Raw genomic sequence first — 25,426 nt, 5'->3', positions numbered from 1 at the left:
ATCGGTTTTGTCGTCACTCATGGGTGTGATGTCCTTTTATTGTTGATTGAGGCGCGAGCAGGTGGCCGTAGGCACGGCGAACCCGCCATTGGCTCACCATGAACAGGGCGGCGCTGACGGCAATGGATGCCAGTAAGGCCAATATGAACGTCACCATCGGGGGGACATGGCCGACCAGAACCGCGGTCACAACCGCGAACGCGACGAGGCTGAGCATGCCTTGTTGTGCCGCGGCTACCGTAGCTCTTGCCACGTCAGGGCCATAACGGTCGTGGAGCGTCCAGCCAATGGTGAACAGGCCTACGGGAAAACCGACCAGTATCCCCGACAGCAGTGGGCCGGAGCGCGCCCCCAGGGTCGTGGCGACAGCTACGAGCACTCCGCCAAGAAGTCCGCGCAGTACGACATCAGACCACCCGGATACGGCCACTACCTTGGGCTGTTTCAGGGCGAGCACACGTTTGATGATTTCGGCTGCCAGCAGCACCACGCCATAGATCACCACAGCAACCAGTACGCCGCCGGGAATGAAGGCGAACAGGTATGCCCCCGGAATCCAGACCAGGGTCGCCAGTCCAAGGCTGGGCAGGGCGCCCAGGCGTTCGGCAGTCAGGACGAAACTGATGCTGAACAGCAGCGTGGCGATCAGCGCATGGAGGGTTGCCAGCGCTGCGTCCTGGATAAATTCTGTTGGCCACTCCTGCAACAGGAAGAAGTAGCCCGGGCCGAGAATAATGGGTGTTCCGGCAATAATGCCTCCCAGTCTGGGGCCCAGTTTGCCTACTGCAACCGAGACACCGATGACCACCAGAGCGGTAGCGATGAGTTTGGCCAGCAGCACGGTCAGCATGGTTGTTACAGCACCCGTTCGACAGCTTTCGCCAGCCGCAAAAGGGTCTCATCCGAGCCGTTGCGACCGATCAGCATCAGCCCGCCTGGCAAGTAGCCAGGCTTGTGGTTGGGGAGGGTGACGGAGCACAGGTCCAGCATGTTCGCCACGGTAGGGTTGCGCAGGATCAGAAGGTTCAGGCGGGCGTAATCCTCGTCTGCCGTCAGTTCCTCGAATCGAGGCGGAACCACTGGCACTGTCGGGGCAAGCAGTCCATCGTAATCCTGCAGCCATTCGTCCGCCTCCTGCTTGCGTTGCTGCCGGCGGCGGCAAAGTTCCAGGTAATCTGCGGCTGTAATGGCGGCACCACGTTCGATCCGGGTGCGCACGCGGGGGTCGTACTGGTCCCCGTGGTCCGCCAGTGACTGCCGGTGCACGAAATAGCTTTCTGCAGCGGTAAAACCGCCTCCTTCCATGAGCTCGGGGATTGCAGTAAGCACTGGGGCAGGCGCTTCAATAATGGTGGCTCCGGCATCGCGCAGACTGTTCAGGCTGCAGGCAAATGCCTGTGCAACGGTGTTATCCAGATCGTCCAGCATGTATTGGGTCGGGACCACAAAGCGCACGCCCTTCAGCGATATCGGTCTGAGGGGCTGGTATTGGCGACCGGACAGCACAGCGTCGAGGCGGGCGCAGCAGTCCACTGTGGGAGCAATAGGGCCGATGGAATCGAGGCTGTCGGACAGCGGGAAAGTGCCCTCGCGGGGAATGCGGGACTGAGAAGGCTTGAAACCCACCAGGCCACAAAACGCCGCCGGAATCCGCACGGATCCGCCTGTATCGGTGCCGATAGCTCCGCAGGCCATACCCCGCGCCACCGCCACCGCGGCGCCGGAAGACGAGCCGCCGGGAATGCGACCCGGTGCCAGGGGGTTATCCGGTGTGCCGTAGTGAGGGTTCAACCCCACGCCGGAGTACGCAAACTCGGTCATGTTGGTATGGCCGGTGATCACCGCGCCCTCACGTCGCAACCGGGAAACGATAAGTGCGTCGGTTTCCGCGGGTACCTGCCAGCCCTGAGACCCGGCATGGGTGATCTCGCCCTTTACGTCAAAAAGCGCTTTCAGGGCTATGGGCAGCCCGGCAAGTTGTCCGCCGGTCAGTCCGGCCTCACGCAGTCGGTCGATGGCATCGGCTTCAGCGCGGGCGGTTTTATCAAACCGACGGGTGTAGATCTGGGCATTGGCATCGTCGTTTGTGTCGATATGCTCGAAACAGCTCTCCAACAACTCCGTGGCCTTGCGCTGGCCGCAATCCATCTCGTCGAGCATCCGGGCGAGTGTGGTTGGCGTGTTCATTTGATCACCGGCAGAGTGTGAATGTTGTATTGGTGCTGAAGTTCGCTGCCTGACACCGGATCTTTCAGCACCATCCGGAACGCCTGTGCTGGGCGTAGCTCACCGATTACCGGCAGCGTGCCGCACAGCATGGCCTGGCCCAGAGCCAGTTCAGCTTTGTCCAGCCCAAAGCGTCGCAAGAGTTCCACAGGGTGCAGCAGCCCAGTGACCGGGCCTTCCTGATACAACACTTCTTCACCGTCGATGGTGGCGTAGGACGCCATCTGCAGTTCGTCCCAGTGGTCGATCACGCTATCGAGCCGCCATACCCGGGGGCTCACCGGTTTGACGCAGACCTGTTTCGAGTGGGCTACGGACCAGGCCTCGGCCTCGCGGTCGGTGTGATCTGAACCGATACCGACGAGGGTGCCCTGATTGGAGCCTATCAGGACCACTTCTACCTCGCCGCTGGAGGCTTCACCCAGCACCTGAATTGCCGGAGCCGTCGTGAGCTGATTGGCGGCGACACGATAGAACAGCGGGGTGGTGGATGGCGGTGTTACGCCAATTTCCTTCAGTTCTTCGATGTGTTCGTCGATGGCCGACTGCACCCGACCGGCCCAGCCAGCAATGATGAGCTCGCGGACGTCGACATGAATGGATTCCAGGGAGTCTGCAAGTTGGAAGTTAGTCATTGAGTCACTCCGGTCATTGGGTTCATGGCTGATCACTTCATCAGCTCAGGGAGGAATGTGGCCACCTGAGGGAACAGCACCAGCACGATGGCCATCAGGAACATGATGCCAACGTAGGGCATGGCGCCTTTCATCACGTCGCTGAAAGGTCCACCTTTTCGGACCCCCTGCACCACATAGAGGTTGAGGCCCACCGGTGGCGTGATCAGGGCCATTTCAATCAGCAGAATAATCAGGATCCCAAGCCACACAGAATCAAAGCCCAGACCGATAAGGATCGGGGCGACAATGGGAATGGTGATGACCATCAGTGACAGGGTTTCGATGAAAAATCCGAGAATGATATAGAGCAGGATGGCCAGCACCAGCGTGGAATAGGGGCCAAGACCGGCGTTTTCCAGGAAAGCGGTCAGCTCGCGCGTCACCCCCGCTGAAGCCAGTACAAAGTTCAGGAAGTAGGAAGCAATGATGATCAGCATAATCATGCCGGTGGTTTTCATGGTGCCGTCCAGCGCTTCGGTGATCACGCGTACTGACAGCTTTTTCATGGATGCAGCAATGATCAGCGCACCCAGCACGCCCAGCGAGGCCGCTTCAGTTGGTGTTGCCACGCCAGCATAGATGGAGCCGACCACAATACCGAACAGGGTCAGTACTGGCACGAGATGTCGCAGGCCGGAAAAACGGTCCCCCCAGCTGTGTGACACACTGGGCCCGCCAAGGCTTGGCTTCCAGATACAGATCAGCGCGGTACCGACAATGAACATCAGCGCGAGCAGAAGGCCCGGTAGCAGGCCTGCGGCAAACAGCTGCGGAATGGAGGTTTCAGTCAGGAATCCGTACACGATCAGGTTGATCGAGGGTGGAATCATGATGCCCAGGGTGCCGCCGGCGGCAATGGAACCGGTGAACAACTTGGGGTCGTAACCCATCTCTTTGCCCTGTGGAAGCGCCACGGTGCCAATAGTGGCTGCGGTGGCGACACTGGAACCGGAGGTGGCGGAGAACAGGGTTGCGGTGCCGATGTTGGCATGGAGCAGCCCGCCCGGCAGCCAGGACATCCAGCTTTCCAGGGAACGGTAGGTGCCACGGGCAATACCGGTGCGAACCAGAATCTCCCCCAACAGGATAAACAGGGGTATGGCAATCAGCAGATATTTGTCAGACGCAGACCAGAGCACATCCCCCATCGCGTTAAGCAGCGGAAAGGGTGAGAACAGCTCTGCAAGCAGCAGGGCCAACGCAATCAGCGTTGCAGCCACAGGAACGCTCAGGAGCAGCAAAGCCATCAGAATCAGCAGCGCGGTAATGATCATGAGCGTGCTTCCTTGTGTTCTTCTTCAATCTGTTCGTCCAGCGTCGGGCTGCCTGCCAGTTTCTGAACACCTTCTGTGTCGCCGCTGAGCAAGCCGAAAAAGGCTCGCAGGGAAACCATACACACGGCAAAGCCAAACCAGACCAACCCCACAAACCAGAGGGCCTGTGGTATCCACAAAGGCGTGCCCAACGGCGTGTTGGCGGTGGATCCGCCGCTGTAAGAGTGGCTGAGGACGCCGAAAACCGCGTCGACCACCAGGATTGAGAACATCGCCAGGGCCAGCAGGGCAACCAGGTCAAGCACGCCCCGCACTTTCATAGGAAACGTCAGGTACAGGGCATCAATGCGAATATGTGCCTTGCACATCAGGGTGTAGGCGAAAGACCAGCTGGCGCTGATCGCCATGATGTAACCGGTCAATTCGGTGGCGTGGACCGCGGAACGACCCATAAATACCCGGGAGGCCACTTCGACCGTAACCAGAGCCACTGTCAGCAGGATCATCACGCCGCCTGCCCGGGCGAACCATAGCGAGCCAACTTTAACGCCAGCGAGCACGCGGTCGAGAAACGAGTTCACCTGTTGCAACATAGGGTTCTCCAGACCGACCAGGGCAGTGTGACCACCCCGGTCGCCGTTATGGGTGAGAGGCGTGTTACTTGGACGCGCTCAGTCCGGTTACGTCACCTACGGTTTCATTCCAGCGGTCAACCCATTCCTGATCGACGCGCTGCGCCCAGTTAGGCAGCAGTGTTTCTTCCAGATGGCGAGAAGCCTCAGTGAAATCACTATCGGTGGCCTCTACCAGAGTCATGTCTCCGGCGTCACCGCGGGAGCATTCACCGTTGCCGGTCAGGCAGGCGATGCCTTCTTTCGTCTCTTCAACGGCAGAGTCCCAGACCGGGTCTTCATAGTTTTCCTTGATTTCGGCGGTCAACCACTCTTGTGTCTGCTCTGAAAGCGAGTTCCACTTCTTGCCATTCATGGCGGTAACCACATGGTCCCAGCCGCCTACCGGCAGCGGGTACAGATGGGTGGATACTTCGTGCCAGCCCGAGCTGTAGCCTGACAGGGAACCTGTCACTGCGCAGTCGATAACGCCACGCTGCAATGCACCGGGTACTTCGCTGAAATTCAGTGTGATGCCTTCGGCGCCCAGGGCCTGCAGGAATTCGGCAGTGGTGCGACCGCTGGCGCGAACCTTCATGCCCTTGAGATCACTCAGGCCGTCAATGTCAGCGTTGCAGAACACCATCTGCGAAGGGTAAGGCACAACCGCCAGCAGGTGAGCGCCGTCGTAACGCTGTTCAAACGCGTCGGCGAGAACGGGGCGGTAGGCTTCTGCTACTTTGCGGGCGGTTTCCACATCGGGAGCGATCATGGGCATATCCAGGGCTTCCAGTTCCGGTGCATCCTCAACCGCATAATCCGCCACCGTGGATGTGACTTCGATAACGTTACGGCTCATCAGCCGATAGACTTCACCGCCACCCAGGCCCATCTGGTCGAAGGTGGTGACTTCGGTGCTGATCTGGCCGTCGGAGGCTTCAGGAAGGTGCTTCTCCCAGAACGGGCGCTCGAAGTTCTGGTACAGGGACAAACTGCTCCAGCTTCCCACATAGTTGAAGCTGGCTTTGTCTACGTCCTGTGCCAGTGCGGTTGAGCTGGCCATTGCCAGACCCATCAGCGAGGCTGAAACGAGGGTTTTTTTTGTATTCATGGTGGTTTCCTCATGGTCTTCGTCGGGGGTGGTTCTTGTCGGTTCTGATTAAAAAAGGGCCAGGCTGTTGTCAGGAATATCCGTGACCAGCATGTGCCCCGGGCTGTGGGTGATCGCGAACTCGATACCGGAATCAATCAGGACTTGCTGTGGCGTAACACCACAGGCCCAGAACACCGGAATTTCATTCTTACCCACGGAAACGGAGTCGCCGTAGTCCGGTGCGCCCAGATCGGAAACTCCGATCAGCGATGGATTGCCCAGGTGCACGGGAGAACCGTGAACCTGTGGGTAGCGGGTGGTGATCTGGATAGCGCGGATGGCATCAGCGGCCACAAACGGTCGCATCGAGACGACCAGATTGCCGCTAAAACCGCCCGCTGGCGTCAGTGGTACGGAGGTGTTGTACATCGGCACGTTTCTGGCTTCGTCGATGTGGCGCACCTGAATCCCGGCGCTGATCAGGGCGTGCTCGAACGTAAAGGAGCAGCCCAGCGCAAAGGTCACCAGGTCATCCCGCCAGTCATCCGCCACATCCATACGGGTGTCACTGACCCGGCCATGGTGGTAGATGCGGTACGCGGGCACATCGCGGGCAATATCCAGATCACGGCCTAAAAGGGTGCAGGTGCGCGCGCCGGGCTCACTGACTGCCAACAGAGGACAGGGCTTGGGGTTGGCCTGGCAGAAACGGAGAAAGCCCGCTGCCTGGGATTCCGGCAGGATGACCAGGTTGACTTGGACATAACCGCTGGCAAGCCCGGAGGTTGGCCCGGTCAGGCTGCCTTCTCTTGCCGCTTTGCGAACAGCCTGGGGTGTTGAGTGTGCGTCCAGCTGAGCGATGCTTGTCATGGTTCTGCCCGATAGATGAGTTTCTTACATTTAAGGCAGAAGTAATGATTAACACAAATCGAAATATGGGATCAGTTTCGATAGAAAAAATGGATCAGTCATGTTTTTCAACGGTCTGCGGGGGACTCTTCGACCAATCCTGCGCGCTCTTTTGCAGTTATCAATGCAAGTTCTGCAATGGCATGTACCACACTGCTGCTCGGCGCCGCCCTGTAGGCCGCAATGAACGTAAGATCCGGCACGGTTGCATCAACCTCGAATCGTCGCAGAATGCCGGTGTCCAGTTCACGCTGCAGAATTTCCCGGGGAAGGGCGCTGACGCCAAGGCCATCCACCGTCATGCGTATGATGGTTGAGAGCGACGAACAGGAATGAATGCGGGTGGAATGGTTCATGGGGTCCACCAGTGAGCGGATGGCAATGTAGGGCTCACTCTGTCGCGGGTAGGTGACGATGGGCCAGGTGGCAAGCTCGGCGAGAGACATCGCTTGATCGGGAATGTTGAGCTGAGGGCTTGCAACCCAGGTCAGAGAATAGCGGCACAGGTCCCGGTTTATGATGCCGGGCTGGTTGACGCCGCCCATGAGAAAGGCTACATCGATCTCGTGGTTCTTGAGTTTTTCCGCCAGGTTGACGGAGATATCCACGTCCAGCTCCAGGTTGATGGCCGGGTAGGCTTCGCTCACACGTTCCAGCAATTGGGGTAGCCAGGTATGGGCAATGGTTTCCGAGACAGCAAGGCGAATGGTGCCCTGAATAGAGGATGGTTTGGCCACCGCCTGTAGCATCTCACCGTGCAGGCTCAGCATTTTCTCGGCATACACGAGAAACTCCCGGCCCTTGGCGGTCAGGGTGATCTTCTTGCCGGAACGATCAAACAGTTCTATGCCAAGCTGGTCTTCCAGGCCGGCAATGCGGGCTGATACCGAGGGTTGTGAGGCGTAGACCCTGCTGGCGGCGGCACGGAAGCTACCCAGCCTGGCGATCCAGACGAAGGTTTCCAGGGTCCGGATGTGCATCAGATCCCCGCATCCTTGACATTCTCCATTACCACAAACGTGCTGGTCTGCAATACATGGGGCAAGGCGGATATCTGCTCCCCGAGCACCTGCCGGTATTCTGCCATATTGCGGGTGCGTACTTTCAGCAGGTAATCAAAGTTGCCCGCGATCATGTGGCACTGTTCCACTGCCGAGATCTGTTTTGCTGCAGTGTTGAACGCCGCCAGGGCGCCACTGCTGGTGTCGTTCAGGGTAACCTGGGCAAATGCGATGTGGCTTTGTCCGAGTTTGGTCTGGTTGACCAGGGCGGTGTACCCGGTGATATATCCCTGCTCTTCCAGGCGCCGCATACGAACCTGACAGGGCGTTTTCGACAACCCCACCCGTGAGGCGAGCTCAGTCACTGTGATCCGCGCGTGCTTCTGCAATTCGCGGATGATGGAGTGATCGATTCTGTCCAGTTCGACCATAATCTCATTTCCTGGCTAGATATACGGCTAATTATGGGCCTGAATATAATCAAAATACCTGCACATTAAAACTTTACAGACAAAGGGCCTTCTGCGAGTTGGCTATACTGTGGGATGTTCAGTCACATACGTGCCAGTTGATATTCCCGGAGACCATTGATGACCCCTGCCGAAGCCAAACAAAAACAAACGCTGCTGGAACAGCTCTCAGATGCCCTTGAGGGTGAGGATTACGACCCGGACGACTCGCGAAACCTGCGTGAAATTGTCGCCACCATGATGGAGGAGTCCGTGTCGTGGGATGACGCACTGCTGCAGCGCCTGGTTGAAGTTCTTGGTGAGAAGCCCGGGCAGCGATTTGCCAGCATGTTCAGTGGCGGCTTCCCTTCGAGCTACCGGTCGAAGTTCTCTGTTCAGGATGCGGTTGAAGACATTCAGCAGATTCAATCCATTGCCCTGACGTCCGATGTGCCCATGCGTTTCTATCAGCCATCTGAGCAGGGCGCGCAGGAACTCAGCTTCAAGCTCTACAGCCAGGGCAAATCGGTGATCCTGTCGGATGTCATTCCAATTCTGGAGAACCTTGGCATGCGGGTGCTTGGGGAGCACCCGTATCGTATCCGGCGGCGTGACGGCGAGCAGTTCGGGATCAGTGATTTTACGGTGGAGTTCCACGCCCGTTGCCGCGGCGCTGACATTGAAAAAGCCAAACCCCTGTTGCAGGAAGGGTTTCGCGAAATCTGGAATGGTTTTGCCGAGAACGATGACTTCAACCAGCTGATGATGGCGGCAAGCCTGGGCTGGCGCGAGGTCAGCGTGCTGCGGGCCTATTCCCGTTATATCAAGCAGCTGCGTTTCGGTTTCAGCCAGCCGTTCATTGCCGATACCCTGGCGCGGCATCTGGATCTTACCTCGCTGCTGGTGGAGTTCTTCAAGGCCAGGTTCGATCCCGATGCTGCGGTGGCTGAATGCCGGGAATCAGAGACTGCAAGGATTGAAAGTGCCATTCTGGATTCCCTTGATGCGGTGACAAGTCTTGATGATGACCGGATTCTCAGGCGCTTTTATGTGCTTATCAAAGCAACCCTGAGAACCAACTACTTCCAGCGCCAGGACACCGGCGAGTTCAAGGGATACCTGTCGCTCAAAATGGACCCTTCCTCTGTACCCGATATTCCGAAACCCTGTCCTCATTTTGAGGTCTTCGTATGTTCACCCAGAGTGGAAGGGGTACACCTCAGGGCAGGCCCGGTGGCCAGGGGCGGGCTGCGCTGGTCCGACCGCAGTGAGGACTACCGCACCGAAATTCTCGGCCTGGTAAAGGCCCAGCAGGTGAAGAACTCGGTGATTGTGCCCGTCGGTGCCAAGGGCGGGTTCATCGTCAAACAGCCGCCGGAAGATGGCTCCCGGGAGGCCTTGAGGGAAGAGGGCATCACCTGCTATCAGACGTTTATCCGGGGGTTGCTGGATCTGACCGACAATCTGGATGAGGGTGAAGTCGTGCCACCGGCCGATGTGGTCCGCCATGATGGCGACGACACCTACCTGGTGGTCGCCGCTGACAAAGGTACCGCGACCTTCTCCGATATCGCCAACCGGCTGGCCCACGACTATGGCTTCTGGCTGGGAGATGCGTTTGCCTCCGGCGGCAGCGAGGGCTACGACCACAAAAAGATGGGGATTACGGCTCGGGGTGCCTGGGAGTCCGTCAAACGACACTTCCTCGAGAAGGGCATCGACACCCAGGCCGAAGAATTCACGGTGGTTGGTATCGGCGACATGGGGGGGGATGTGTTCGGTAACGGCATGCTGTTGTCGGATCGTATCCGTCTGGTCGGCGCGTTCAATCATCTGCATATCTTTGTTGACCCCGAGCCGGACGCAGCTGCCTCCTTTGCCGAACGCAAGCGGCTGTTCGAGTTGCCGGGGTCGAGCTGGGCGGATTATGACGAGAAACGGATCAGCGAGGGTGGCGGGGTTTTTTCCCGGTCTGCAAAGTGGATTCCGGTTTCACCCCAGATGCAGGCCAGACTGGGCATAGAAGCCGACCGCCTCGCCCCCAATGAGTTGATCAGGGCACTGCTGACAGCCCCGGTGGATATGCTCTGGAATGGCGGCATCGGCACCTACGTGAAAGCAGCAAGTGAGTCCCACGATGACGTTGGCGACAAAGCCAATGACGCCGTTAGGATTGATGGCCATCAGTTGCAGTGCCGGGTACTTGGAGAAGGCGGCAACCTGGGATTCACCCAGCTCGGCCGGATTGACTTTGCCCGCGCCGGTGGGGCGGCCAATACCGATTTTATCGACAATGCCGGCGGGGTGGATTGCTCGGACCATGAGGTAAATATCAAGATACTTCTCAACGAGCAGGTGCGACGGGGACAGATGACGCTGGACCAGCGTAACCAGATGCTCAGGGCAATGACGGCCGAGGTGGCGGAGCTGGTACTGCGCAACAACTATCGCCAGGCCATGGCATTGTGTCTGGCACAAAGCGGTGCTGTGACCACTGCAGACGAGTATGAGCGCCTGATGCGGCGGCTTGAAGCCGAGGGCAAGCTTGACCGGGCGCTTGAGTTCCTCCCCGATGATGAGGCGCTCAGGGAGCGGCGGGAGCGTGGCTCCGGCCTCACACGCCCGGAGCTCTCTGTGCTCATTTCCTACGCCAAGATCGAACTCAAACAGGCGTTGCTGACCACCACAATTGTTCATGATGACCGCTTTATTCATGCGCTCTATTCGGCTTTTCCGGCATCGTTATTGGAGCACTTTCCCGAGGCAATTGACGCGCATCCGCTGCGCGCGGAAATTTCAGCCACCCAGATCGCCAATGACATGGTGAATCGTATGGGCATCAGCTGGGCGGACAAGCTGCGTAATGCCACTGGTGCCGATAGCGGGCGGATTGCTGCAGGGTACCTGATCTCCCTGCGCATCCATGACGTAGAGACTCAATGGAAGGCCATTGAGGCACTGGATGGCAAGATCAGCCCCGAGGTGCAGGCGGAACTGTTCAGTGACGTGATTCGCCTGGTTACCCGCAGCACCAGCTGGCTGCTGCACAACCGCCGGAGCGATCTGGATCCGGCCTCGTGTGTTGCCCACTATCAGGGGCCGCTGGCCGAGGTGTTGGCGTCAACAGAGCGCCTGGGCTCGGTGATTCCTGCAAGTCGCTGGCATGAACGCTATGATAGGTACTGTAAGCAGGCAGTTCCCGAGGGGCTGGCCGCTTATGGAGCCTCGGCTGAGAGCCGGTACTGGCTGATGGACATCATCGAGATCGGTCGCCAGTTGGGACAGGATCTGGAATCGGTGGCCTGGGTTTATTTCAGTCTCGGGGAAGGCCTGAACCTGACCTGGCTGGACAGGCAAATGCGTGCCTTCAGGGCCCGTGGTCACTGGCAGGTATTGGCGACGCTCCATTACCGCGATGAGCTTGATCATCAGTTGCGGAACCTTACGTCGAGTGTGTTTTCCGCGGCGGCTGTAGCGAAAGGCACCCAGGAGGTGTCACCAGAACAGATGCTGGAAGCCTGGCGCGACGACAAACAGGCGCTACTGGTGCGCTGGCACCGGATGCTCGGAGACATGCAGGCTGCGAATGATGTTGATTGCGCGGTCTTCTCCGTCGCTCACAGCGTACTTCGGGAGCTGGCCGCAAAGGCAGATTAACCAGCCAGTGCAGTAAATTCACCTGAATACTGAGCATTTGACAGGAAGAACATAAATTTTAGTTCATTAAAAAAGCCTGAAGGTCGTGTGTGTCTGGTTTTTACAGTCAAATAGTCTTTGTCGTTCCCGGTAGAATGCGGGAAAGACAAACAACTGAGAGGGTTCAACCATGAGACCGCAGCAATCAGAGACTCCCACACTGGTCGATAGCCGGCAGGCCATCCGCAGTTATTACCTGGCGGATGAATACAAAGTGATTAGTGAGATGATTGCTGGCGCCCAGTTGACCCAGGCCGAGCGCGACGCAATTTCCGCTCGCGCGGCTGACCTGGTACGTAGCGTCCGCAAGAACGCCAAGTCCACCATCATGGAAAAGTTCCTGGCGGAATACGGCCTCACCACCAAAGAGGGTGTGGCGCTGATGTGTCTGGCGGAAGCGTTGCTGCGCGTGCCTGATAACCTGACAATTCACGAACTGATTGAGGACAAGATCACTTCCGGCGCCTGGGGCAACCATGTGGGCCGCGCGTCTTCGTCGCTGATCAATACGGCGACCGTTGCATTGCTGATGACCAGCAATCTGCTCAAGGACTCCGAGCGCAACAGCGTGGGCGATACCCTGCGCAAGCTGTTGAAGCGGTTTGGCGAGCCTGTTATCCGCACCGTTGCCGGACAGGCAATGAAAGAAATGGGCCGCCAGTTCGTTCTGGGGCGTGATATCGACGAAGCCCAGGACGAAGCAAAAGAGTACACGGCCAAGGGCTACACCTACTCTTACGATATGCTGGGCGAGGCCGCCCGCACCGACGATGACGCCAAGCGTTATTACAACTCCTATTCCAACGCCATCGACAGCATCGCCAAGGCCTGTAAGGGCGACGTGCGCAAGAATCCCGGTATTTCCGTCAAGCTGTCCGCCCTGTTGGCCCGCTACGAGTATGGCAACAAAGAACGGGTGATGAACGAGCTGCTCCCCCGGGCGAAAGAGCTGGTCAGGAAGGCGGCTGCCGCCAATATGGGATTCAACATTGATGCCGAGGAACAGGACCGGCTGGACCTTTCCCTGGATGTCATCGAGGCACTGGTGGCTGATCCCGAGCTGGCCGGCTGGGACGGCTTTGGTGTGGTGGTCCAGGCCTATGGCAAGCGCTCTGCCTTCGCGCTGGACTGGCTCTACGGACTGGCAGAAAAGTACGACCGCCGCTTCATGGTTCGCCTGGTGAAGGGCGCCTACTGGGATGCCGAAATCAAACGTGCGCAGGTCATGGGCCTGAGCGGCTTCCCGGTATTTACCCGAAAGGCCTGTAGCGACGTATCCTTCCTGTCCTGTGCCACAAAACTGTTGAACATGACGGACAGGATCTACCCGCAGTTTGCCACTCACAACGCCCACTCCGTGTCGGCGATTCTGGAGCTGGCAAAATCCAAGGGCGTGGATAACTATGAATTTCAGCGCCTCCATGGCATGGGCGAGTCACTCCACAGCGAAGTGCTGAAGGTCAGTGGTGTGCCCTGTCGGATTTACGCGCCGGTGGGTCCTCACAAGGATCTGTTGGCGTACCTGGTGCGCCGTCTGCTGGAGAACGGTGCCAACAGCTCGTTCGTTAACCAGATTGTGGACAAGCGCATCACGCCGGAGGAGATCGCCAGGGACCCGATGGATTCGGTCAAGGAAATGGGCACTGATATCTCCAGTAAGGCGATCGTGCATCCCTTCAAGATCTTTGGCGAGCAGCGGCGCAACTCCAAGGGTTGGGATATCACGGATCCGGTGACCGTCAAGGAAATCGATGAGGGTCGCGATCCCTATCGCGAGCATCGCTGGAAAGGCGGGCCCATCATTGCCGGCGACGTGGGTGGTGCAGAAGTTCAGATGGTCCGCAACCCGGCTGATCCCGAAGATACCGTTGGCCATGTGACCCTGGCCTCCGAGGCCGATGTGGACACTGCCATTACCGCAGCGCAGGAAGGCTTCAAGACATGGTCTGCCCGGTCAGCGAAGGAGCGGGCAGAATGTCTTCGCAAGGTGGCCGATTTGTATGAGGAAAACGCCTACGAACTTTTCGCTCTAGCCACCCGGGAGGCCGGGAAGTCGCTGCTGGACGGAGTTGCCGAAATCCGTGAGGCTGTGGACTTTGCCCTGTTTTACGCCAATGAAGGCATTCGCTATGAGGACAGCGGTGAATCACGGGGTGTGATGGTGTGTATTTCACCCTGGAACTTCCCACTGGCAATCTTCACGGGTCAGATTCTTGCCAACCTGGTGGCGGGCAACACGGTATTGGCCAAGCCCGCCGAACAGTCCTCATTGCTGGCGGTACGTGCTGTGGAATTGATGCATCAGGCAGGCATCCCCAAGGATGCCATTCAGTTGCTTCCGGGCACCGGCGCCACCGTGGGTAGCGCACTGACTTCTGACCCACGGGTAGCCGGAGTCTGCTTTACCGGTTCCACGGCAACGGCCCAGCGTATCGACAGGAAGATGAGTGAAAACATGGCCCCCGACGCTGCGCTGGTTGCGGAGACGGGCGGACTGAACGCCATGATTGTGGACTCCACCGCCCTCCCTGAACAGGTTGTACGGGATGTACTGGCTTCTTCTTTCCAGAGTGCAGGCCAGCGGTGTTCCGCCCTGCGTATGCTCTATGTGCAGAAAGACATCGCCGACCATCTTCTGGAAATGCTGTACGGCGCCATGGACGAGCTTGGCGTTGGCGATCCGTGGCTGCTCTCGACAGATGTCGGGCCGGTAATTGATGAAGCCGCCAGGAAGAAAATCACCGACCACTGCGACAAGTACGAAGCCAAAGGGCGCCTAATGAAAAAGGTACCGGTGCCCCAGAAGGGCAACTATGTTTCGCCGGTTGTCATCAGTGTCAGCGGAATCGAGGAACTGGAAGAAGAGATTTTCGGCCCGGTGCTGCATGTGGCCACGTTTGCGGCCAAGGACATCAACAAGGTGGTGGACGACGTCAACGCCAAGGGTTACGGCCTGACCTTTGGTATCCATAGCCGTGTCGACCGTCGTGTGGAGCAGATTGCCAGCCGTATCAAGGTCGGCAACACCTATGTGAACCGGAACCAGATCGGTGCCATTGTCGGGTCTCAGCCATTCGGGGGCGAAGGCCTGTCCGGAACCGGTCCCAAGGCCGGCGGCCCTCAGTATGTGCGTCGTTTCCTGAAGGGCGAGACCGTTGAGCGCCCGGCGGATTCCGGGGCCAGGCAGGTGGATATCAAGAAGCTCGAAGGGCTGATTGGCAAAGTGGTGGGAGTAAAAACGTTGGCACCTGAGCCACGAATGGAAGCGATGAAGCCGATCTTCGGTGCGGTTCCCGCGCCGCTGGATGCTCACGCTGAAGAACTGCCGGGGCCGACTGGCGAACTGAACCGCCTGACCAACCACCCCCGGGGCGTGGTGCTTTGCCTGGGGCCGGATAAGGACACTGCGCTGGAGCAGGCCGCCACCGCGTTGTCCCAGGGTAACAAAGTGGTTGTTATTGCCCCGGGCGTTGAAGAAACCGTGAGCACTGCAGCCGCGGCTGGCCTGCCAATTGTTGGTGTTGAAGGGCTGCTTGAGCCGGAGGCACTTGCTCAGGCCCGTGGCTTCCATGCAGCGGTGAGCTGCGCGGAGCAGTCCCTGTTGAAGGAGTACCGTCAGGCATTGGCAAAAAGGGAGGGCGCCCTGCTGCCGCTGATTACCGAGCACAAGCTTGATCAGCGATTCGTGATTGAGCGTCACCTGTGTGTGGATACAACGGCGGCAGGCGGCAACGCCAGTCTCATCGCCGCGTCCGAGTAACTATGGTGCTGCCGGACGCCCCCCGGAGAAGGGGGGGTCAGGCAGTCGCCACTGGAAACTGCTCAGGCAGATTCGGCAATTTCCCGGAAGGCTTGTACCAGCGTTTCAGGTTCCTGGGCACCGGAAATCAGGTATTTCCGGTTGATGATGTAGGCAGGCACTGCCGACACGCCTGCCTGCTGGTACTGGGCCTCATCCTGTCGGACGGCATCGGCATACAGGTCTGATGCCAGCACTTCGCGGGCTTTGGCGCCGTCCAGCCCGATGGATTCCACGCAATAGACCAGCACGTCCGGGTTTGAAATGTTTTCCGCGCGGCCAAAGTAGGCTTCGAAGAAGGCCATCTTCATTTCCGTTTGTTTGCCCTGTTCTCCCGCCCATTTCACCAGCCTGTGGGCATCAAACGTGTTGCGGGTATGACGCTCCTGAAGCTTCTCGAAGTTCAGTCCCAGCGCCGTGGCTATCTCCATCATCTGCCCCTGACTGGCTCTCATCTCGTCTTCACTGCGGCCATATTTGCGACTCAGGGCCGGCAGGATAGGTTCGCCATCGCCGGACGGGTCCGGGTTCAGTTCAAAAGCATGCCATTGCAGGGTGAAGTCCATGTCGTCTTGCAGGGCCTCCATGGCTTTCTCCAGGCGGGCATAACCAATGGCGCACCAGGGGCAGGCGATGTCGGACACGATGTCGATTTGCATGGTTGTCATGGCAGCTCCGGATTGGATTGTGTCTATGTCAGGTTAACAGAAGACCTTTCGGTGCGTCGCCTTCAAGGCTGCCGGGAAACCGGCTCTTCAGGTAGCCGTTTACCGGACCAGTTTTCCATCAGCCGGCAGGTGACGAGATCGCCGGTAACGTTGATGGCAGTACGACACATATCCAGAATCCGATCCACACCCATGATCAGTGCAATGCCACCTGGCGGAATGCCGACCGTCTGCAGCACCATTGCCAGAATGACGATGCCGACGCCCGGTGTTGCCGGTGAGCCGATGGAGGCACCAACGGCCATGGCCACGACAAGTGCCATGCTACCCATGCTGAGATCAATGCCGTACACCTGCGCCAGGAATACCGTCGCCACAGCCTGGTACAGGGCCGTGCCGTTCATATTGATGGTGGCGCCCAACGGAATGACAAACTGGGAGACCGAGGGCCGCACCCCGAGCTTGTCTTCGGCAGTGCGAATCGACAGCGGCATTACCGCTGCTGAGCTTGAAGTGGAGAACGCAAGCAGCAGGACATCACGGCTGTCCTTGATGAACTGAACAGGAGGCTGCCCAGCCAGCAGCTTAAGGATCAACATGTACAGTCCGAGCAGAAGCAGCAGACCCACCAGAACGGTCACCACATAGGATGCCATGCCCATCATGGCCTGGAAGCCGATAGTGGTCGTCAGCTGTGCCATCAGTCCGAACACGGCGTAGGGCGCCAGCCGCATGGCCCAGCGCACGACTGTCATACAGACCTGTTGCAAGGAGTCCAGCAGGTCCAGCAAGGGTCGTGACTTTTCCGGGGCCATACTCACCAGAGCGATACCGACTATGATGGAGAAAATCACGACCTGCAGCATCTGGCCCTCGACCATGGCGTCCAGTGGGTTGCCGGGAAGCAGACCAATCAGGGTTGTGGGGAGCTCATCCACACTGGGCATGGTTGCTGCTGTGGTCGGGCCTTCCCCGGGTGAGACGGTGCTGGCAAGGCCTGTCATCATGCTGCCGGGATTTATCAGGTTGCCCACCCAGAGCCCGATGGAGGCAGCTATGGCGGTAGTGATGACGAAAAAGCCGGTCACCCGCAGCCCCATCTTGCGGAGCTGGTCCAGATCTTCGCTGGCGGCAAGACCGCGGATGACGGAGGCAATGACCAGGGGAATTACGATCATCTGGATTGTGGCCAGGAAAAGCTGCCCGGGGAACGCCAGCCAGTTACCGATCAGCGTGCCCGTCGCGGGCTCGACGAGACCAACAGAGGGGCCGAGCAAGGTCCCCGTTACCAGGCCCAGGAACATGCCGACGAGTACTTTCAGCCAGAGACGCCCCTGCACAAGCCCGGAGAGGTAGCTACTCAAATGCCGTAGCGGTCGCGGATAATAGCTCGAGTTGTTTTCAGTCATGATCGGACCTTTGTCAGACGGAATTGATTTCCGTTTCGGTCAACTGGCGGCAGGCGCCGGGTGCAAGCCTGTCGTCAAGGTGAATGTCGCCCATGCTCTCCCGGTGCAGCCCCGTTATTCGATTTCCGACGGCATGAAACATGCGCTTCACCTGGTGGTAGCGGCCTTCGTAGATAGTAATCCGTGCTTCCCGGGCTCCGAGCAGTTCGAGCTGGGCGGGGGACGTTCTGAGCTGCTCGAACTCGAACCAGATGCCTTCAGCAAAACGTGCAGCAGTCTCCGGCGAGATCGCGTGGGCGGTGGATACCCGGTAGACCTTCGGTATTCTGATTTCCGGTTTGGTCAGCCGGCGCGACCAGGTGCCATCATTGGTGAGGATCAACAAACCGGTGCTGGCCCGGTCCAGCCGCCCTGCAATATGCAGGCAGTTGTGAAGGCTGTGGTCGATCAGCTCCATTACGGTTTTGTGAATCTTGTCGGCTGTCGCACTCAGGTATCCTGCAGGTTTGTGTAGCATAAGATAGCAGGCCGGTTCACCCCGCTGGATGACGCTGCCGCCGCAGGCCACCGTTGAGAATCGGTCCACCTCACGCGCTGGTTCCTTGCACACAGCGCCATCCACCGTTACCGCCGCCGCGGAAATCAATGCGTTGGCCTGCTTGCGGCTGACACCGTTTTGATTACTGAGAATTCGGGAAAGCTTCATAGCGGCGATGTTATAGTCCGGTCCGGCTCTATGCGTTTAAACGACAATACCTACAACCGGTTGATGATAGCACTGTGGCTCGACAATCTTTGATCCGAAAATCCCTGGGAATGTTTGCCTGGGCCCTGGCGGGGCTTCTGTTGCTGGTTACGGCAGCGGTTGTACTGTTCAGGTTCGTGAATCCGCCCATTTCTGCCTTCATGCTGGGCCACGTGATCTCCGGCTCCGGTCAGGAACTGAGGCAGGAATGGGTGGGGCTGGATGATATATCACCCTGGATGCCGCTGGCGGTAGTGGCCAGTGAGGATCAGCGTTTCCCACATCACCACGGGGTGGATTTTGGCGCTATCCGCAAGGCGTTGGCAGAGTACCAGGCTGGCCAGGGTTTGCGCGGCGCAAGCACTATCACCCAGCAGACCGCCAAGAACCTGTTCCTGTGGAACGGGCGTAGTTTCATACGCAAGGCGCTTGAGGCGGGGCTGGCACTGGGCATTGATGGGCTCTGGCCCAAGCGGCGGATTATCGAGGTATACCTGAACATTGCCGAGTTTGGTCGTGGGGTCTATGGTGTTGAGGCTGCCAGCCGACTCTATTTCGGCATCCCTGCCAGCCAGTTGTCTCAAACCCAGGCTGCCCGACTAGCAGCCGTGCTGCCCAATCCGAAGGTGCTCAGCGCTGCCAGCCCCTCGGCCTATGTGTGGGAGCGGGTAGCGTGGATTCGTGGGCAGATGGCACAGCTTTCCGGGTTGCGTTATCTGCAGGGATTGTATAATTAACGATTCGCCCCCTTCACTATGAGAGTCCGTTTGTGTTGTCACTGAACCTGGCCCTGTTGTCTGCCTTTGTCCCGACATTCTTTGTGGTGTCCATTACCCCGGGCATGTGTATGACCCTGGCTCTCTCCCTGGGTATCACCATTGGTGTGAAGCGGGCATTGTGGATGATGGCAGGCGAGCTCGTTGGTGTTGCCCTGGTGGCGACGGCCGCCGCAGTGGGTGTGGCCACTTTTATGCTGAAGTACCCCGCAGCGTTTGCGGTATTCAAGTATGCCGGCGGTGCCTACCTGGCATGGCTTGGCGTACAGATGTGGCGGTCCAGAGGCAAGATGGCCATGCCAGAGGAGGACGCCGGTCCGGTTGAAAGCTCACGCCTGCAACTGGCGCTTCAGGGGTTTGTTACGGCAATTGCCAACCCCAAGGGCTGGGCCTTCTTCATTGCGTTGCTGCCTCCGTTCATTGACAGCAAGCTGCCAATGGCACCGCAACTGACGGTGTTGGTGCTGATTATCCTCGGCCTGGAATTCCTCTGCCTGCAGCTCTATGCCCATGGCGGCAAGACCTTGCGTAAAGCTCTCAAGCAGGGCGGGGGCGTTCGCACGGTGAACCGTGTGGCAGGCAGCCTGATGATACTGGTGGGAATGTGGCTGGCGTTTGGTTAATGCAGCATCAGTTGCTCGCATACCGTTCGTGAAGGATTCCCACCCGTTCCACATAGGCTCGGGTTTCGGCGTAGGGCGGTACGCCACCGTGGCGTCCGACAGCTCCTGGTCCTGCATTGTAGGCGGCTGTTGCCAGCCTGGTATCACCATTGAAGCGTTTGAGCATGCGGGCCAGGTAATTAACGCCGCCGCGGATATTGTCCGGGGCAACCATCGCATTGCTAACACCCAGTTCTTTTGCGGTGGCAGGCATAAGCTGCATCAGCCCCTGGGCGCCCTTGGGTGACAGAGCCTTGTCGTTGAAGGCGGATTCGGCGTGGATCACGGCCCGTACCAGTGCCGGGTCCACATTGAATTCGCTGGCCGCAGTAGTGATTTCGTCCCGGTAGGGTTTCAGGAACAGCGGTGTGGTGCGCCAGTTCACGTTGGAGTCCGGATCGCAGGCGTAACAGTGGAAGCGGATGACGTCGAAATTCGCGCTCGCCGGTTGAGTGCCGCTGTAAGCAACCACACCGTTGTCATCCTTGTAACGGTAAACCACTTCATCTTTTGTGGAGGCACGTTTCTGACTGCTGCCTTTTGCGTTGGTGTACTCCACGCGTCCATCCGGATGAACGATGCGCTTGATACTATCTGCCATTCCCGGCGCTGAAGCTACCAGTAGGAGAATTGCCAGCGATGAAGCGATGAAGGTTTTTGCGCCTGTCATTGTTTGCTCTTGGACTGCTTGATCAATAATACCGGCTGCCTGCCCCGTCGGCCTACCAAGGCCCCGGCCATTGGGCTGATTATACGGCTATAGTTTCTTTAAGAAACCGCAATGTTTGTCGCAAAAGTGTTATTTTTCAGTATAGCCGGTCAGTTCTCACTATTGGCGAAATCCGGAGGTCAGGTGCCTGCAACCAGAACAGCAAGTAATATTGTGCTCATCGGCATGCCGGGCAGCGGCAAAAGCACGGTCGGGGTTTTGCTTGCCAAGCGGCTGGGGCTGGGGTTTATCGATACAGACCTGCTTATTCAGCAGGAGGCTGGGCGTACCTTGCAGGATATTGTTGATCACGAGGGTTACCAGGCGCTACGACAAATAGAAGAGCAGGTATTGCTCGAGCTGGAGGTACGGCGCCAGGTGATATCAACCGGTGGAAGTGCGGTTTACAGTGAACCGGCAATGCAACATCTAAAAACCGATGCTGTTGTGGTGTTTCTGGATATTCCGCTGGAGGTAGTGCTTGAGCGAATTGGTGATTACAGCGCACGGGGAATCTCGCGGCGACCGGGGCAGTCGCTGAGTGAGTTGTTCAGTGAGCGTTTCGGGCTTTATTCCGGTGTGGCGGATGTGACGGTTGACTGTGGTGACAAAAACCACGAAGAGGTCTGCGACGCCGTCATCGCAGCGCTGAGGGCAGCCCCGGGAGCGTGCTGAGCCCAGCTGCTCCCGGGGTGCGAAATCAAATAGCTATCGAGCTATGGCCCGCGGCCTTTCATGGCGTTGGCAACCAATGAGATGACAAGCAGGATGACGAAAATAAAGAACAGCACTTTTGCGATTCCTGCAGCTGTTCCCGCGATACCACCAAAACCGAGTACCCCGGCGATAATCGCAACGATGAGACATACGACAGCCCAATAGAGCATATCCTTTCTCCTATCAGATGGCTTCGTGTTTAAACGTGGCACATGCATCGGCGAGGCACAAATAAGAGAACTCCACAAAGCACGATGAAGCGAGAGATGCAGTAGTTAACTTATTGTTTTGGATGTAAAAGAATGAGTATTGTCAGTTGATTAATATTTACTAAGGTACGAACATTCGTCGAAGATTGCTATTGTCTACCCATTAAATCCGCTACCACACACATTTGCTGGCGATGAACCCTATGCCCCAGATTTTCTATTCGTTTTTCGTACCGGCCCTCTTCGTCTGGTTATGGAGCACGGGTTTTATCGGCGCCAAATACGGTTTGCCGTTTGCCGAGCCTTTTACCCTGCTGCTGATACGGATGCTGTTCACGCTGGTGTTACTCAGTGTGCTTGCCTGGTTCATGAAAACCCGCTGGCCAGGTTGGCGTGGCGCAGGGCACCTGGCGGTGACAGGCTTGCTGGTGCACGGCTGTTACCTGGGTGGTGTGTATTACGCCATTCAGGGCGGCATGCCGTCGGGCATTATCTCGCTTATCGTTGGTTTGCAGCCATTGGTGACCTCTGCTGTGGCGATCCTGGTACTAAAGGAGAGCGTCTCGTCCCGGCAATGGCTTGGCCTGGCACTGGGCCTGGTCGGGGTGACGCTGGTGCTGGCGGAGAAGTTTGGTGGCGGCGCCTCTGCCTCGTCGTTCCCGTTGTGGACACTGCTCTGGGCCGCGCTATCTCTGGGCGGGATATCGCTGGGTACCGTCTATCAAAAACGGAACGGTACCCAGGCGGATCTCGTGGCTGGCACCTTCATTCAATACAGTGCTGCGGCCACCTTTTTCGCCGTTGGCGCTTTTGTTTTTGAAACCCGTGAGGTGGAGTGGGCTCAGCCGCTGATATGGTCAATGGTCTGGCTGGTCTTCGGCGTTTCCATCGGTGCTATCCTGCTGTTGATGTGGCTGATCCGCCGTGGCGCAGCTTCGCAGGTGGCGAGCCTGTTCTATCTGGTGCCGCCGGTTACTGCCCTGGAGGCGTACTGGCTGTTTGATGAGCGCCTGGGCGTGCTGGCGATGATCGGCGGCGCCGTGTCGATTACCGGGGTTGCCCTCGTGGTCACCCAGCGCAAACAAGCGGCTTAGTCCCAGGGGTTGACTCGGAAAAGGGTGCCCAGGCCCTGCTGGGGCGTGAGCTTGCCGCACAGTCTCAGCCCCTCCCAGAAACTGACCTGGTTGGCTGTCAGCACCGGCTTGCCTGCGGCTGCCTCCAGGTCTTCCAGCCAGGCGACGGAATGCAGGGCGGTATCCGGTACCAGCAAGGCATCGGCGTGCGGATGGTCGTTATCTGTCACAAACCGGGCGACCGCTTCTTTCCCAAGCGTGCCTACCTCTGCAGCCGTGACAATACCCTGGCTTGTGAGATGGACGACTTCGATATCGAAGTGTTCCAGAAATGCCTTGAACAGCAGGGCGATGTCCCTGGGGTAGGTGGCTGCAATGGCTACCCGCTTTGCGTTGATGGCGGCAGCGGCCCGCGCAAATGCCATGGCAGTGGTAGAAGCGGGGATGTGAAGCAGGTTTTCCAGGGTTTCAATTTGTTCCCGTATGCCGTCAATGCCCCGCACGAAGCTGGCACTGGTGGAGGTCCACAACACGGCTTCCAGGTCTTTGTCCGCGATCTCCCGCGCGCCTTCACTTAAACGCTGTGGGCTTCCCATTTCTGTGAGTGCCGCTACCGTGTGTGCATCTTCGTTGAAACTGGTATGTACCACCGTTACTTCCGCCGCTGGCGAGAGTCTATTGGCAAGCCGAGGGTAGTCGTCTTCGGCAGCGTGGCCGGGGTATAGAAATGCGATCCTGGCGGCAGTGTGGTTCATGGTGACTCACCCATTCTGAAGCACGTGAGCCTTGTACAGTGTAACCCGGTTACGCCCCTCCTGCTTGGAGCGATAAAGTGCCTGATCGGCACGCTCCAGGAAGCTCTCACAGGTATCATCCGGTCCCGGGACGGCGACATGGGCTCCAAGGCTTATGGTCAGCTTCAGCGGCCCGACGCGCGTTGGTACGGGCTCGGCTTCTATGCCTTCACGAATGCGCTCTCCCACCATGACAGCGGTCTGTTCGTCGGTATCGGGGAGCACCACACAAAACTCCTCGCCACCATAACGGGCCACCATGTCGGCTGGCCAGCGGGACTGAGCCTGAATGCGGCCGGCGATCACTTTCAGGCAGTCATCACCCGCCTGGTGGCCATGAGTGTCGTTAACCGGTTTGAAGTGATCCACATCGATCAACAGCACGGCAATACTCTTGCAGTCCACCATCGCCCGTTTAAACGTGTGCTTGAGATAACGTTCAAGGGAACGGCGGTTACTGATATCAGTGAGCTGGTCAGTATCGCTGAGCTGTTGAAGTTTGCGGTTCACCTCCCGCAGTTCCTCGGTGCGTTCCTGGACTTTCTGTTCAAGTGTCTCATTGGCTTTGAGCTGTACTTCCAGCGCTCTGGCTTGCGCCTTCTGGGCTTCGCGCTGTAACTGGATGCGTTGCCGGCTTTCGGTACTGATGCGGTCGGCAATGGCCAATGAGAGGAAGATAGCCTCTATAGCCGCCCCGATTTGCCAGCTGTGCTCGGTAAAAGTGGTGCTGGGGATAAGCCCCCAGGATTTCAGACTGTAAGTCAGGCCGCCAATGATCAGCATGGTCCAGGCAATGAGGAAATACCGGGCTGCCGGATTGCCCTTGCACAGGCTGTTCCAACCCACGAGCCAGAGCGTGAGCGCAGTGACAGAAGCCAGGGGATTGGCAAGGCGGATGGACAGGTAATAGTCGACGAAGATGCTCAGGCCGGCAATAACAAGCGCCGCGGACTGGATGGCGACCACGAGCCGGTCAAGGCGAGGCTGTTGCTCCCGTGTTGCCAGCAACACCCGGGTGAACTGCATGATCATCCACATGGCCAGACTGACCAGTACAGACATGGCTTCCCGTGACCACCATGGGCTTTCCAGCCCGAAGTACTGGTAGCCAAGGCCGTTGAACAGGGTAAAGAACAGGCCCTGATGCACCACAATAACCCCGATGTAGTAGCCGTACACCCGGTCCCGGAGAGTCACCAACAGGAACAGGCTGAATACCGTCATCGTGACAATCAGGCCCTGAAAGAACGTCAGCCAGGAACGGCTGGTCAACTCGGTTTGCTGCAAGCCGTCGTCGGTGTGGAGGTACAGGGGAATGGTGAGGGTGTCGGCGCTGTCGGCATACAGGTAATAGTACGCGTCAGTGTCCGGCGGCACGGTGATGGGGAAAACGAAGTGCCGTGAAGTATAGGGGCGCGCGGGGGGCGTCACCAGCCGCCCGGACTCAATTTTCTCGTACTCTCCCTCGCCCTGAGGCTGGTAAAGCTTCAAGTGATCGACGAAAAGAGAACGGAACTCCAGATAGCGTTTCAGTGGCTCGGAGCCCGTATTCTGGAGCCGGAAACGCACCCACTGGCCGGCGCTGGTGTAGCCGATGTTGAGCACTTCTCCGGTGTGCCGGCTGAATTGCTCGCCAAGGGCACGGATGTCGGCCAGGTCGAGAGAGCGCTCGGGGTCCTTGAGGTGTTCAATATGAGGCCCGAGCTTCAGGCTGTCCTCGGCCCCGGCAACGTCGATCGGTTCCAGTGCCAGTGAGATGGGGGCAACGGCCAATAGAAGGCATAAAACCGCCGCAAGCGGCCAGCTTGCCGCAGCCACATTCCGAAAAATTCGCTGGTAACCGATAACGCGCTGCAATGAAAACTCTCAGGTCGTTCGCTGGGCTGTTGCACTTGTACACGCCAAATATCTCAGATTCACGCTGCTTAA

22 protein-coding genes are annotated in these 25,426 nt (G+C 58.3%); 6 read left to right on the top strand and 16 right to left on the bottom strand.

Going from position 1 to position 25,426, the window contains the following annotated elements:
• Positions 1–13: 13 nt before the first annotated feature.
• The 9 genes from FO268_RS02185 to FO268_RS02145 all read right to left on the bottom strand — a co-directional run bounded on the left by FO268_RS02185 (position 14) and on the right by FO268_RS02145 (position 8,222).
• Positions 14–850: a hypothetical protein gene (locus FO268_RS02185; protein WP_150988968.1), complete on the bottom strand. Its 837-nt coding sequence runs from the start codon at positions 848–850 to the stop codon at positions 14–16.
• A 5-nt stretch (positions 851–855) separates the two neighbouring features.
• On the bottom strand, positions 856–2,187 hold the full coding sequence (locus FO268_RS02180; protein ID WP_150988964.1) for an amidase: 1,332 nt from the start codon (positions 2,185–2,187) through the stop codon (positions 856–858).
• Complete coding sequence (locus FO268_RS02175) at positions 2,184–2,861, bottom strand: DUF2848 domain-containing protein (RefSeq protein WP_150988961.1); 678 nt, start codon at positions 2,859–2,861, stop codon at positions 2,184–2,186. The genes FO268_RS02180 and FO268_RS02175 overlap by 4 nt, the downstream gene beginning before the upstream one ends.
• Positions 2,862–2,893: 32 nt before the next feature.
• Complete coding sequence (locus FO268_RS02170; RefSeq protein ID WP_150988958.1) at positions 2,894–4,177, bottom strand: TRAP transporter large permease; 1,284 nt, start codon at positions 4,175–4,177, stop codon at positions 2,894–2,896.
• Positions 4,174–4,770: a TRAP transporter small permease subunit gene (locus FO268_RS02165; RefSeq protein WP_150988955.1), complete on the bottom strand. Its 597-nt coding sequence runs from the start codon at positions 4,768–4,770 to the stop codon at positions 4,174–4,176. The genes FO268_RS02170 and FO268_RS02165 overlap by 4 nt, the downstream gene beginning before the upstream one ends.
• A gap of 64 nt (positions 4,771–4,834) precedes the next feature.
• Positions 4,835–5,899, bottom strand: a complete 1,065-nt coding sequence (locus FO268_RS02160; RefSeq protein ID WP_150988952.1) for a TRAP transporter substrate-binding protein — start codon at positions 5,897–5,899, stop codon at positions 4,835–4,837.
• Between the two features lie 48 nt (positions 5,900–5,947).
• Positions 5,948–6,751 carry a putative hydro-lyase gene (locus tag FO268_RS02155; protein ID WP_150988949.1) on the bottom strand — a complete coding sequence of 268 codons (804 nt, stop codon included), beginning with the start codon at positions 6,749–6,751 and terminating at the stop codon, positions 5,948–5,950.
• Between the two features lie 107 nt (positions 6,752–6,858).
• Positions 6,859–7,770 (bottom strand): LysR family transcriptional regulator, encoded by a 912-nt coding sequence (locus FO268_RS02150; RefSeq protein ID WP_150988945.1) that lies wholly within the window; start codon positions 7,768–7,770, stop codon positions 6,859–6,861.
• A complete protein-coding gene (locus FO268_RS02145) occupies positions 7,770–8,222 on the bottom strand; it encodes an Lrp/AsnC ligand binding domain-containing protein (protein ID WP_150988942.1) in 453 nt (150 codons plus the stop codon). Before FO268_RS02145 ends, FO268_RS02150 begins: the two co-directional genes overlap by 1 nt.
• Before the next feature lie 159 nt (positions 8,223–8,381).
• Here FO268_RS02145 and FO268_RS02140 point away from each other — a divergent pair, with 159 nt between their 5' ends.
• Positions 8,382–11,897 (top strand): NAD-glutamate dehydrogenase, encoded by a 3,516-nt coding sequence (locus tag FO268_RS02140; RefSeq protein WP_150988939.1) that lies wholly within the window; start codon positions 8,382–8,384, stop codon positions 11,895–11,897.
• Between the two features lie 169 nt (positions 11,898–12,066).
• Positions 12,067–15,696 (top strand): bifunctional proline dehydrogenase/L-glutamate gamma-semialdehyde dehydrogenase PutA, encoded by a 3,630-nt coding sequence (gene putA / locus FO268_RS02135; protein ID WP_150988936.1) that lies wholly within the window; start codon positions 12,067–12,069, stop codon positions 15,694–15,696.
• 62 nt (positions 15,697–15,758) lie between these two features.
• On the opposite strand, the gene FO268_RS02130 is transcribed toward putA, so the two are convergent.
• The 3 genes from FO268_RS02130 to FO268_RS02120 all read right to left on the bottom strand — a co-directional run bounded on the left by FO268_RS02130 (position 15,759) and on the right by FO268_RS02120 (position 18,518).
• Complete coding sequence (locus FO268_RS02130) at positions 15,759–16,403, bottom strand: DsbA family oxidoreductase (RefSeq protein WP_150988933.1); 645 nt, start codon at positions 16,401–16,403, stop codon at positions 15,759–15,761.
• 62 nt (positions 16,404–16,465) lie between these two features.
• The gene (locus FO268_RS02125) at positions 16,466–17,812 is read right to left on the bottom strand and encodes a dicarboxylate/amino acid:cation symporter (protein ID WP_150988930.1); all 1,347 of its coding nucleotides are present in this window, start codon (positions 17,810–17,812) and stop codon (positions 16,466–16,468) included.
• Positions 17,813–17,825: 13 nt separating this feature from the next.
• Positions 17,826–18,518: a pseudouridine synthase gene (locus FO268_RS02120; RefSeq protein ID WP_150988927.1), complete on the bottom strand. Its 693-nt coding sequence runs from the start codon at positions 18,516–18,518 to the stop codon at positions 17,826–17,828.
• 110 nt (positions 18,519–18,628) lie between these two features.
• On the opposite strand from FO268_RS02120, the gene mtgA reads away from it, so the two are divergent.
• Complete coding sequence (gene mtgA, locus FO268_RS02115; protein ID WP_227716265.1) at positions 18,629–19,294, top strand: monofunctional biosynthetic peptidoglycan transglycosylase; 666 nt, start codon at positions 18,629–18,631, stop codon at positions 19,292–19,294.
• Positions 19,295–19,326: 32 nt separating this feature from the next.
• Positions 19,327–19,956: a LysE family translocator gene (locus FO268_RS02110; RefSeq protein WP_150988921.1), complete on the top strand. Its 630-nt coding sequence runs from the start codon at positions 19,327–19,329 to the stop codon at positions 19,954–19,956.
• Between the two features lie 7 nt (positions 19,957–19,963).
• On the opposite strand, the gene FO268_RS02105 is transcribed toward FO268_RS02110, so the two are convergent.
• Positions 19,964–20,665, bottom strand: coding sequence for a lytic transglycosylase domain-containing protein (locus FO268_RS02105; protein WP_150988918.1), 702 nt, complete (start codon positions 20,663–20,665; stop codon positions 19,964–19,966).
• 183 nt (positions 20,666–20,848) lie between these two features.
• On the opposite strand from FO268_RS02105, the gene FO268_RS02100 reads away from it, so the two are divergent.
• A complete protein-coding gene (locus FO268_RS02100) occupies positions 20,849–21,379 on the top strand; it encodes a shikimate kinase (RefSeq protein ID WP_263645052.1) in 531 nt (176 codons plus the stop codon).
• 41 nt (positions 21,380–21,420) lie between these two features.
• On the opposite strand, the gene FO268_RS02095 is transcribed toward FO268_RS02100, so the two are convergent.
• Positions 21,421–21,591 carry a DUF1328 domain-containing protein gene (locus tag FO268_RS02095; RefSeq protein WP_150988912.1) on the bottom strand — a complete coding sequence of 57 codons (171 nt, stop codon included), beginning with the start codon at positions 21,589–21,591 and terminating at the stop codon, positions 21,421–21,423.
• 242 nt (positions 21,592–21,833) lie between these two features.
• Here FO268_RS02095 and FO268_RS02090 point away from each other — a divergent pair, with 242 nt between their 5' ends.
• A complete protein-coding gene (locus FO268_RS02090) occupies positions 21,834–22,724 on the top strand; it encodes a DMT family transporter (RefSeq protein ID WP_150988909.1) in 891 nt (296 codons plus the stop codon).
• On the opposite strand, the gene FO268_RS02085 is transcribed toward FO268_RS02090, so the two are convergent.
• Both FO268_RS02085 and FO268_RS02080 read right to left on the bottom strand, forming a co-directional pair.
• Complete coding sequence (locus FO268_RS02085) at positions 22,721–23,458, bottom strand: maleate cis-trans isomerase family protein (protein WP_150988905.1); 738 nt, start codon at positions 23,456–23,458, stop codon at positions 22,721–22,723. The two genes, FO268_RS02090 and FO268_RS02085, sit on opposite strands and share 4 nt — an antisense overlap.
• Positions 23,459–23,464: 6 nt before the next feature.
• Positions 23,465–25,354 (bottom strand): sensor domain-containing diguanylate cyclase, encoded by a 1,890-nt coding sequence (locus FO268_RS02080; protein ID WP_150988903.1) that lies wholly within the window; start codon positions 25,352–25,354, stop codon positions 23,465–23,467.
• Positions 25,355–25,426 lie beyond the last annotated feature (72 nt).

It is taken from the genome of Marinobacter denitrificans (assembly GCF_008795955.1).
Lineage (GTDB): Bacteria > Pseudomonadota > Gammaproteobacteria > Pseudomonadales > Oleiphilaceae > Marinobacter > Marinobacter denitrificans.
Note: the sequence above shows the minus strand (reverse complement) of the source record. Positions and strands in the feature narration are given on the sequence as shown.

Excerpts from the sequence above, each read along its gene's own strand:
- FO268_RS02105 (WP_150988918.1), bottom strand. The coding sequence starts at position 20,665 with ATGACAGGCGCAAAAACCTTCATCGCTTCATCGCTGGCAATTCTCCTA.
- FO268_RS02085 (WP_150988905.1), bottom strand. The coding sequence starts at position 23,458 with ATGAACCACACTGCCGCCAGGATCGCATTTCTATACCCCGGCCACGCT.
- FO268_RS02180 (WP_150988964.1), bottom strand. The coding sequence starts at position 2,187 with ATGAACACGCCAACCACACTCGCCCGGATGCTCGACGAGATGGATTGC.
- putA (WP_150988936.1), top strand. The coding sequence starts at position 12,067 with ATGAGACCGCAGCAATCAGAGACTCCCACACTGGTCGATAGCCGGCAG.
- FO268_RS02155 (WP_150988949.1), bottom strand. The coding sequence starts at position 6,751 with ATGACAAGCATCGCTCAGCTGGACGCACACTCAACACCCCAGGCTGTT.
- FO268_RS02140 (WP_150988939.1), top strand. The coding sequence starts at position 8,382 with ATGACCCCTGCCGAAGCCAAACAAAAACAAACGCTGCTGGAACAGCTC.
- FO268_RS02150 (WP_150988945.1), bottom strand. The coding sequence starts at position 7,770 with ATGCACATCCGGACCCTGGAAACCTTCGTCTGGATCGCCAGGCTGGGT.
- FO268_RS02090 (WP_150988909.1), top strand. The coding sequence starts at position 21,834 with ATGCCCCAGATTTTCTATTCGTTTTTCGTACCGGCCCTCTTCGTCTGG.
- FO268_RS02095 (WP_150988912.1), bottom strand. The coding sequence starts at position 21,591 with ATGCTCTATTGGGCTGTCGTATGTCTCATCGTTGCGATTATCGCCGGG.
- FO268_RS02145 (WP_150988942.1), bottom strand. The coding sequence starts at position 8,222 with ATGGTCGAACTGGACAGAATCGATCACTCCATCATCCGCGAATTGCAG.
- FO268_RS02165 (WP_150988955.1), bottom strand. The coding sequence starts at position 4,770 with ATGTTGCAACAGGTGAACTCGTTTCTCGACCGCGTGCTCGCTGGCGTT.
- FO268_RS02170 (WP_150988958.1), bottom strand. The coding sequence starts at position 4,177 with ATGATCATTACCGCGCTGCTGATTCTGATGGCTTTGCTGCTCCTGAGC.
- FO268_RS02185 (WP_150988968.1), bottom strand. The coding sequence starts at position 850 with ATGCTGACCGTGCTGCTGGCCAAACTCATCGCTACCGCTCTGGTGGTC.
- FO268_RS02130 (WP_150988933.1), bottom strand. The coding sequence starts at position 16,403 with ATGACAACCATGCAAATCGACATCGTGTCCGACATCGCCTGCCCCTGG.
- FO268_RS02125 (WP_150988930.1), bottom strand. The coding sequence starts at position 17,812 with ATGACTGAAAACAACTCGAGCTATTATCCGCGACCGCTACGGCATTTG.
- FO268_RS02175 (WP_150988961.1), bottom strand. The coding sequence starts at position 2,861 with ATGACTAACTTCCAACTTGCAGACTCCCTGGAATCCATTCATGTCGAC.
- FO268_RS02120 (WP_150988927.1), bottom strand. The coding sequence starts at position 18,518 with ATGAAGCTTTCCCGAATTCTCAGTAATCAAAACGGTGTCAGCCGCAAG.
- FO268_RS02160 (WP_150988952.1), bottom strand. The coding sequence starts at position 5,899 with ATGAATACAAAAAAAACCCTCGTTTCAGCCTCGCTGATGGGTCTGGCA.
- mtgA (WP_227716265.1), top strand. The coding sequence starts at position 18,629 with ATGTTTGCCTGGGCCCTGGCGGGGCTTCTGTTGCTGGTTACGGCAGCG.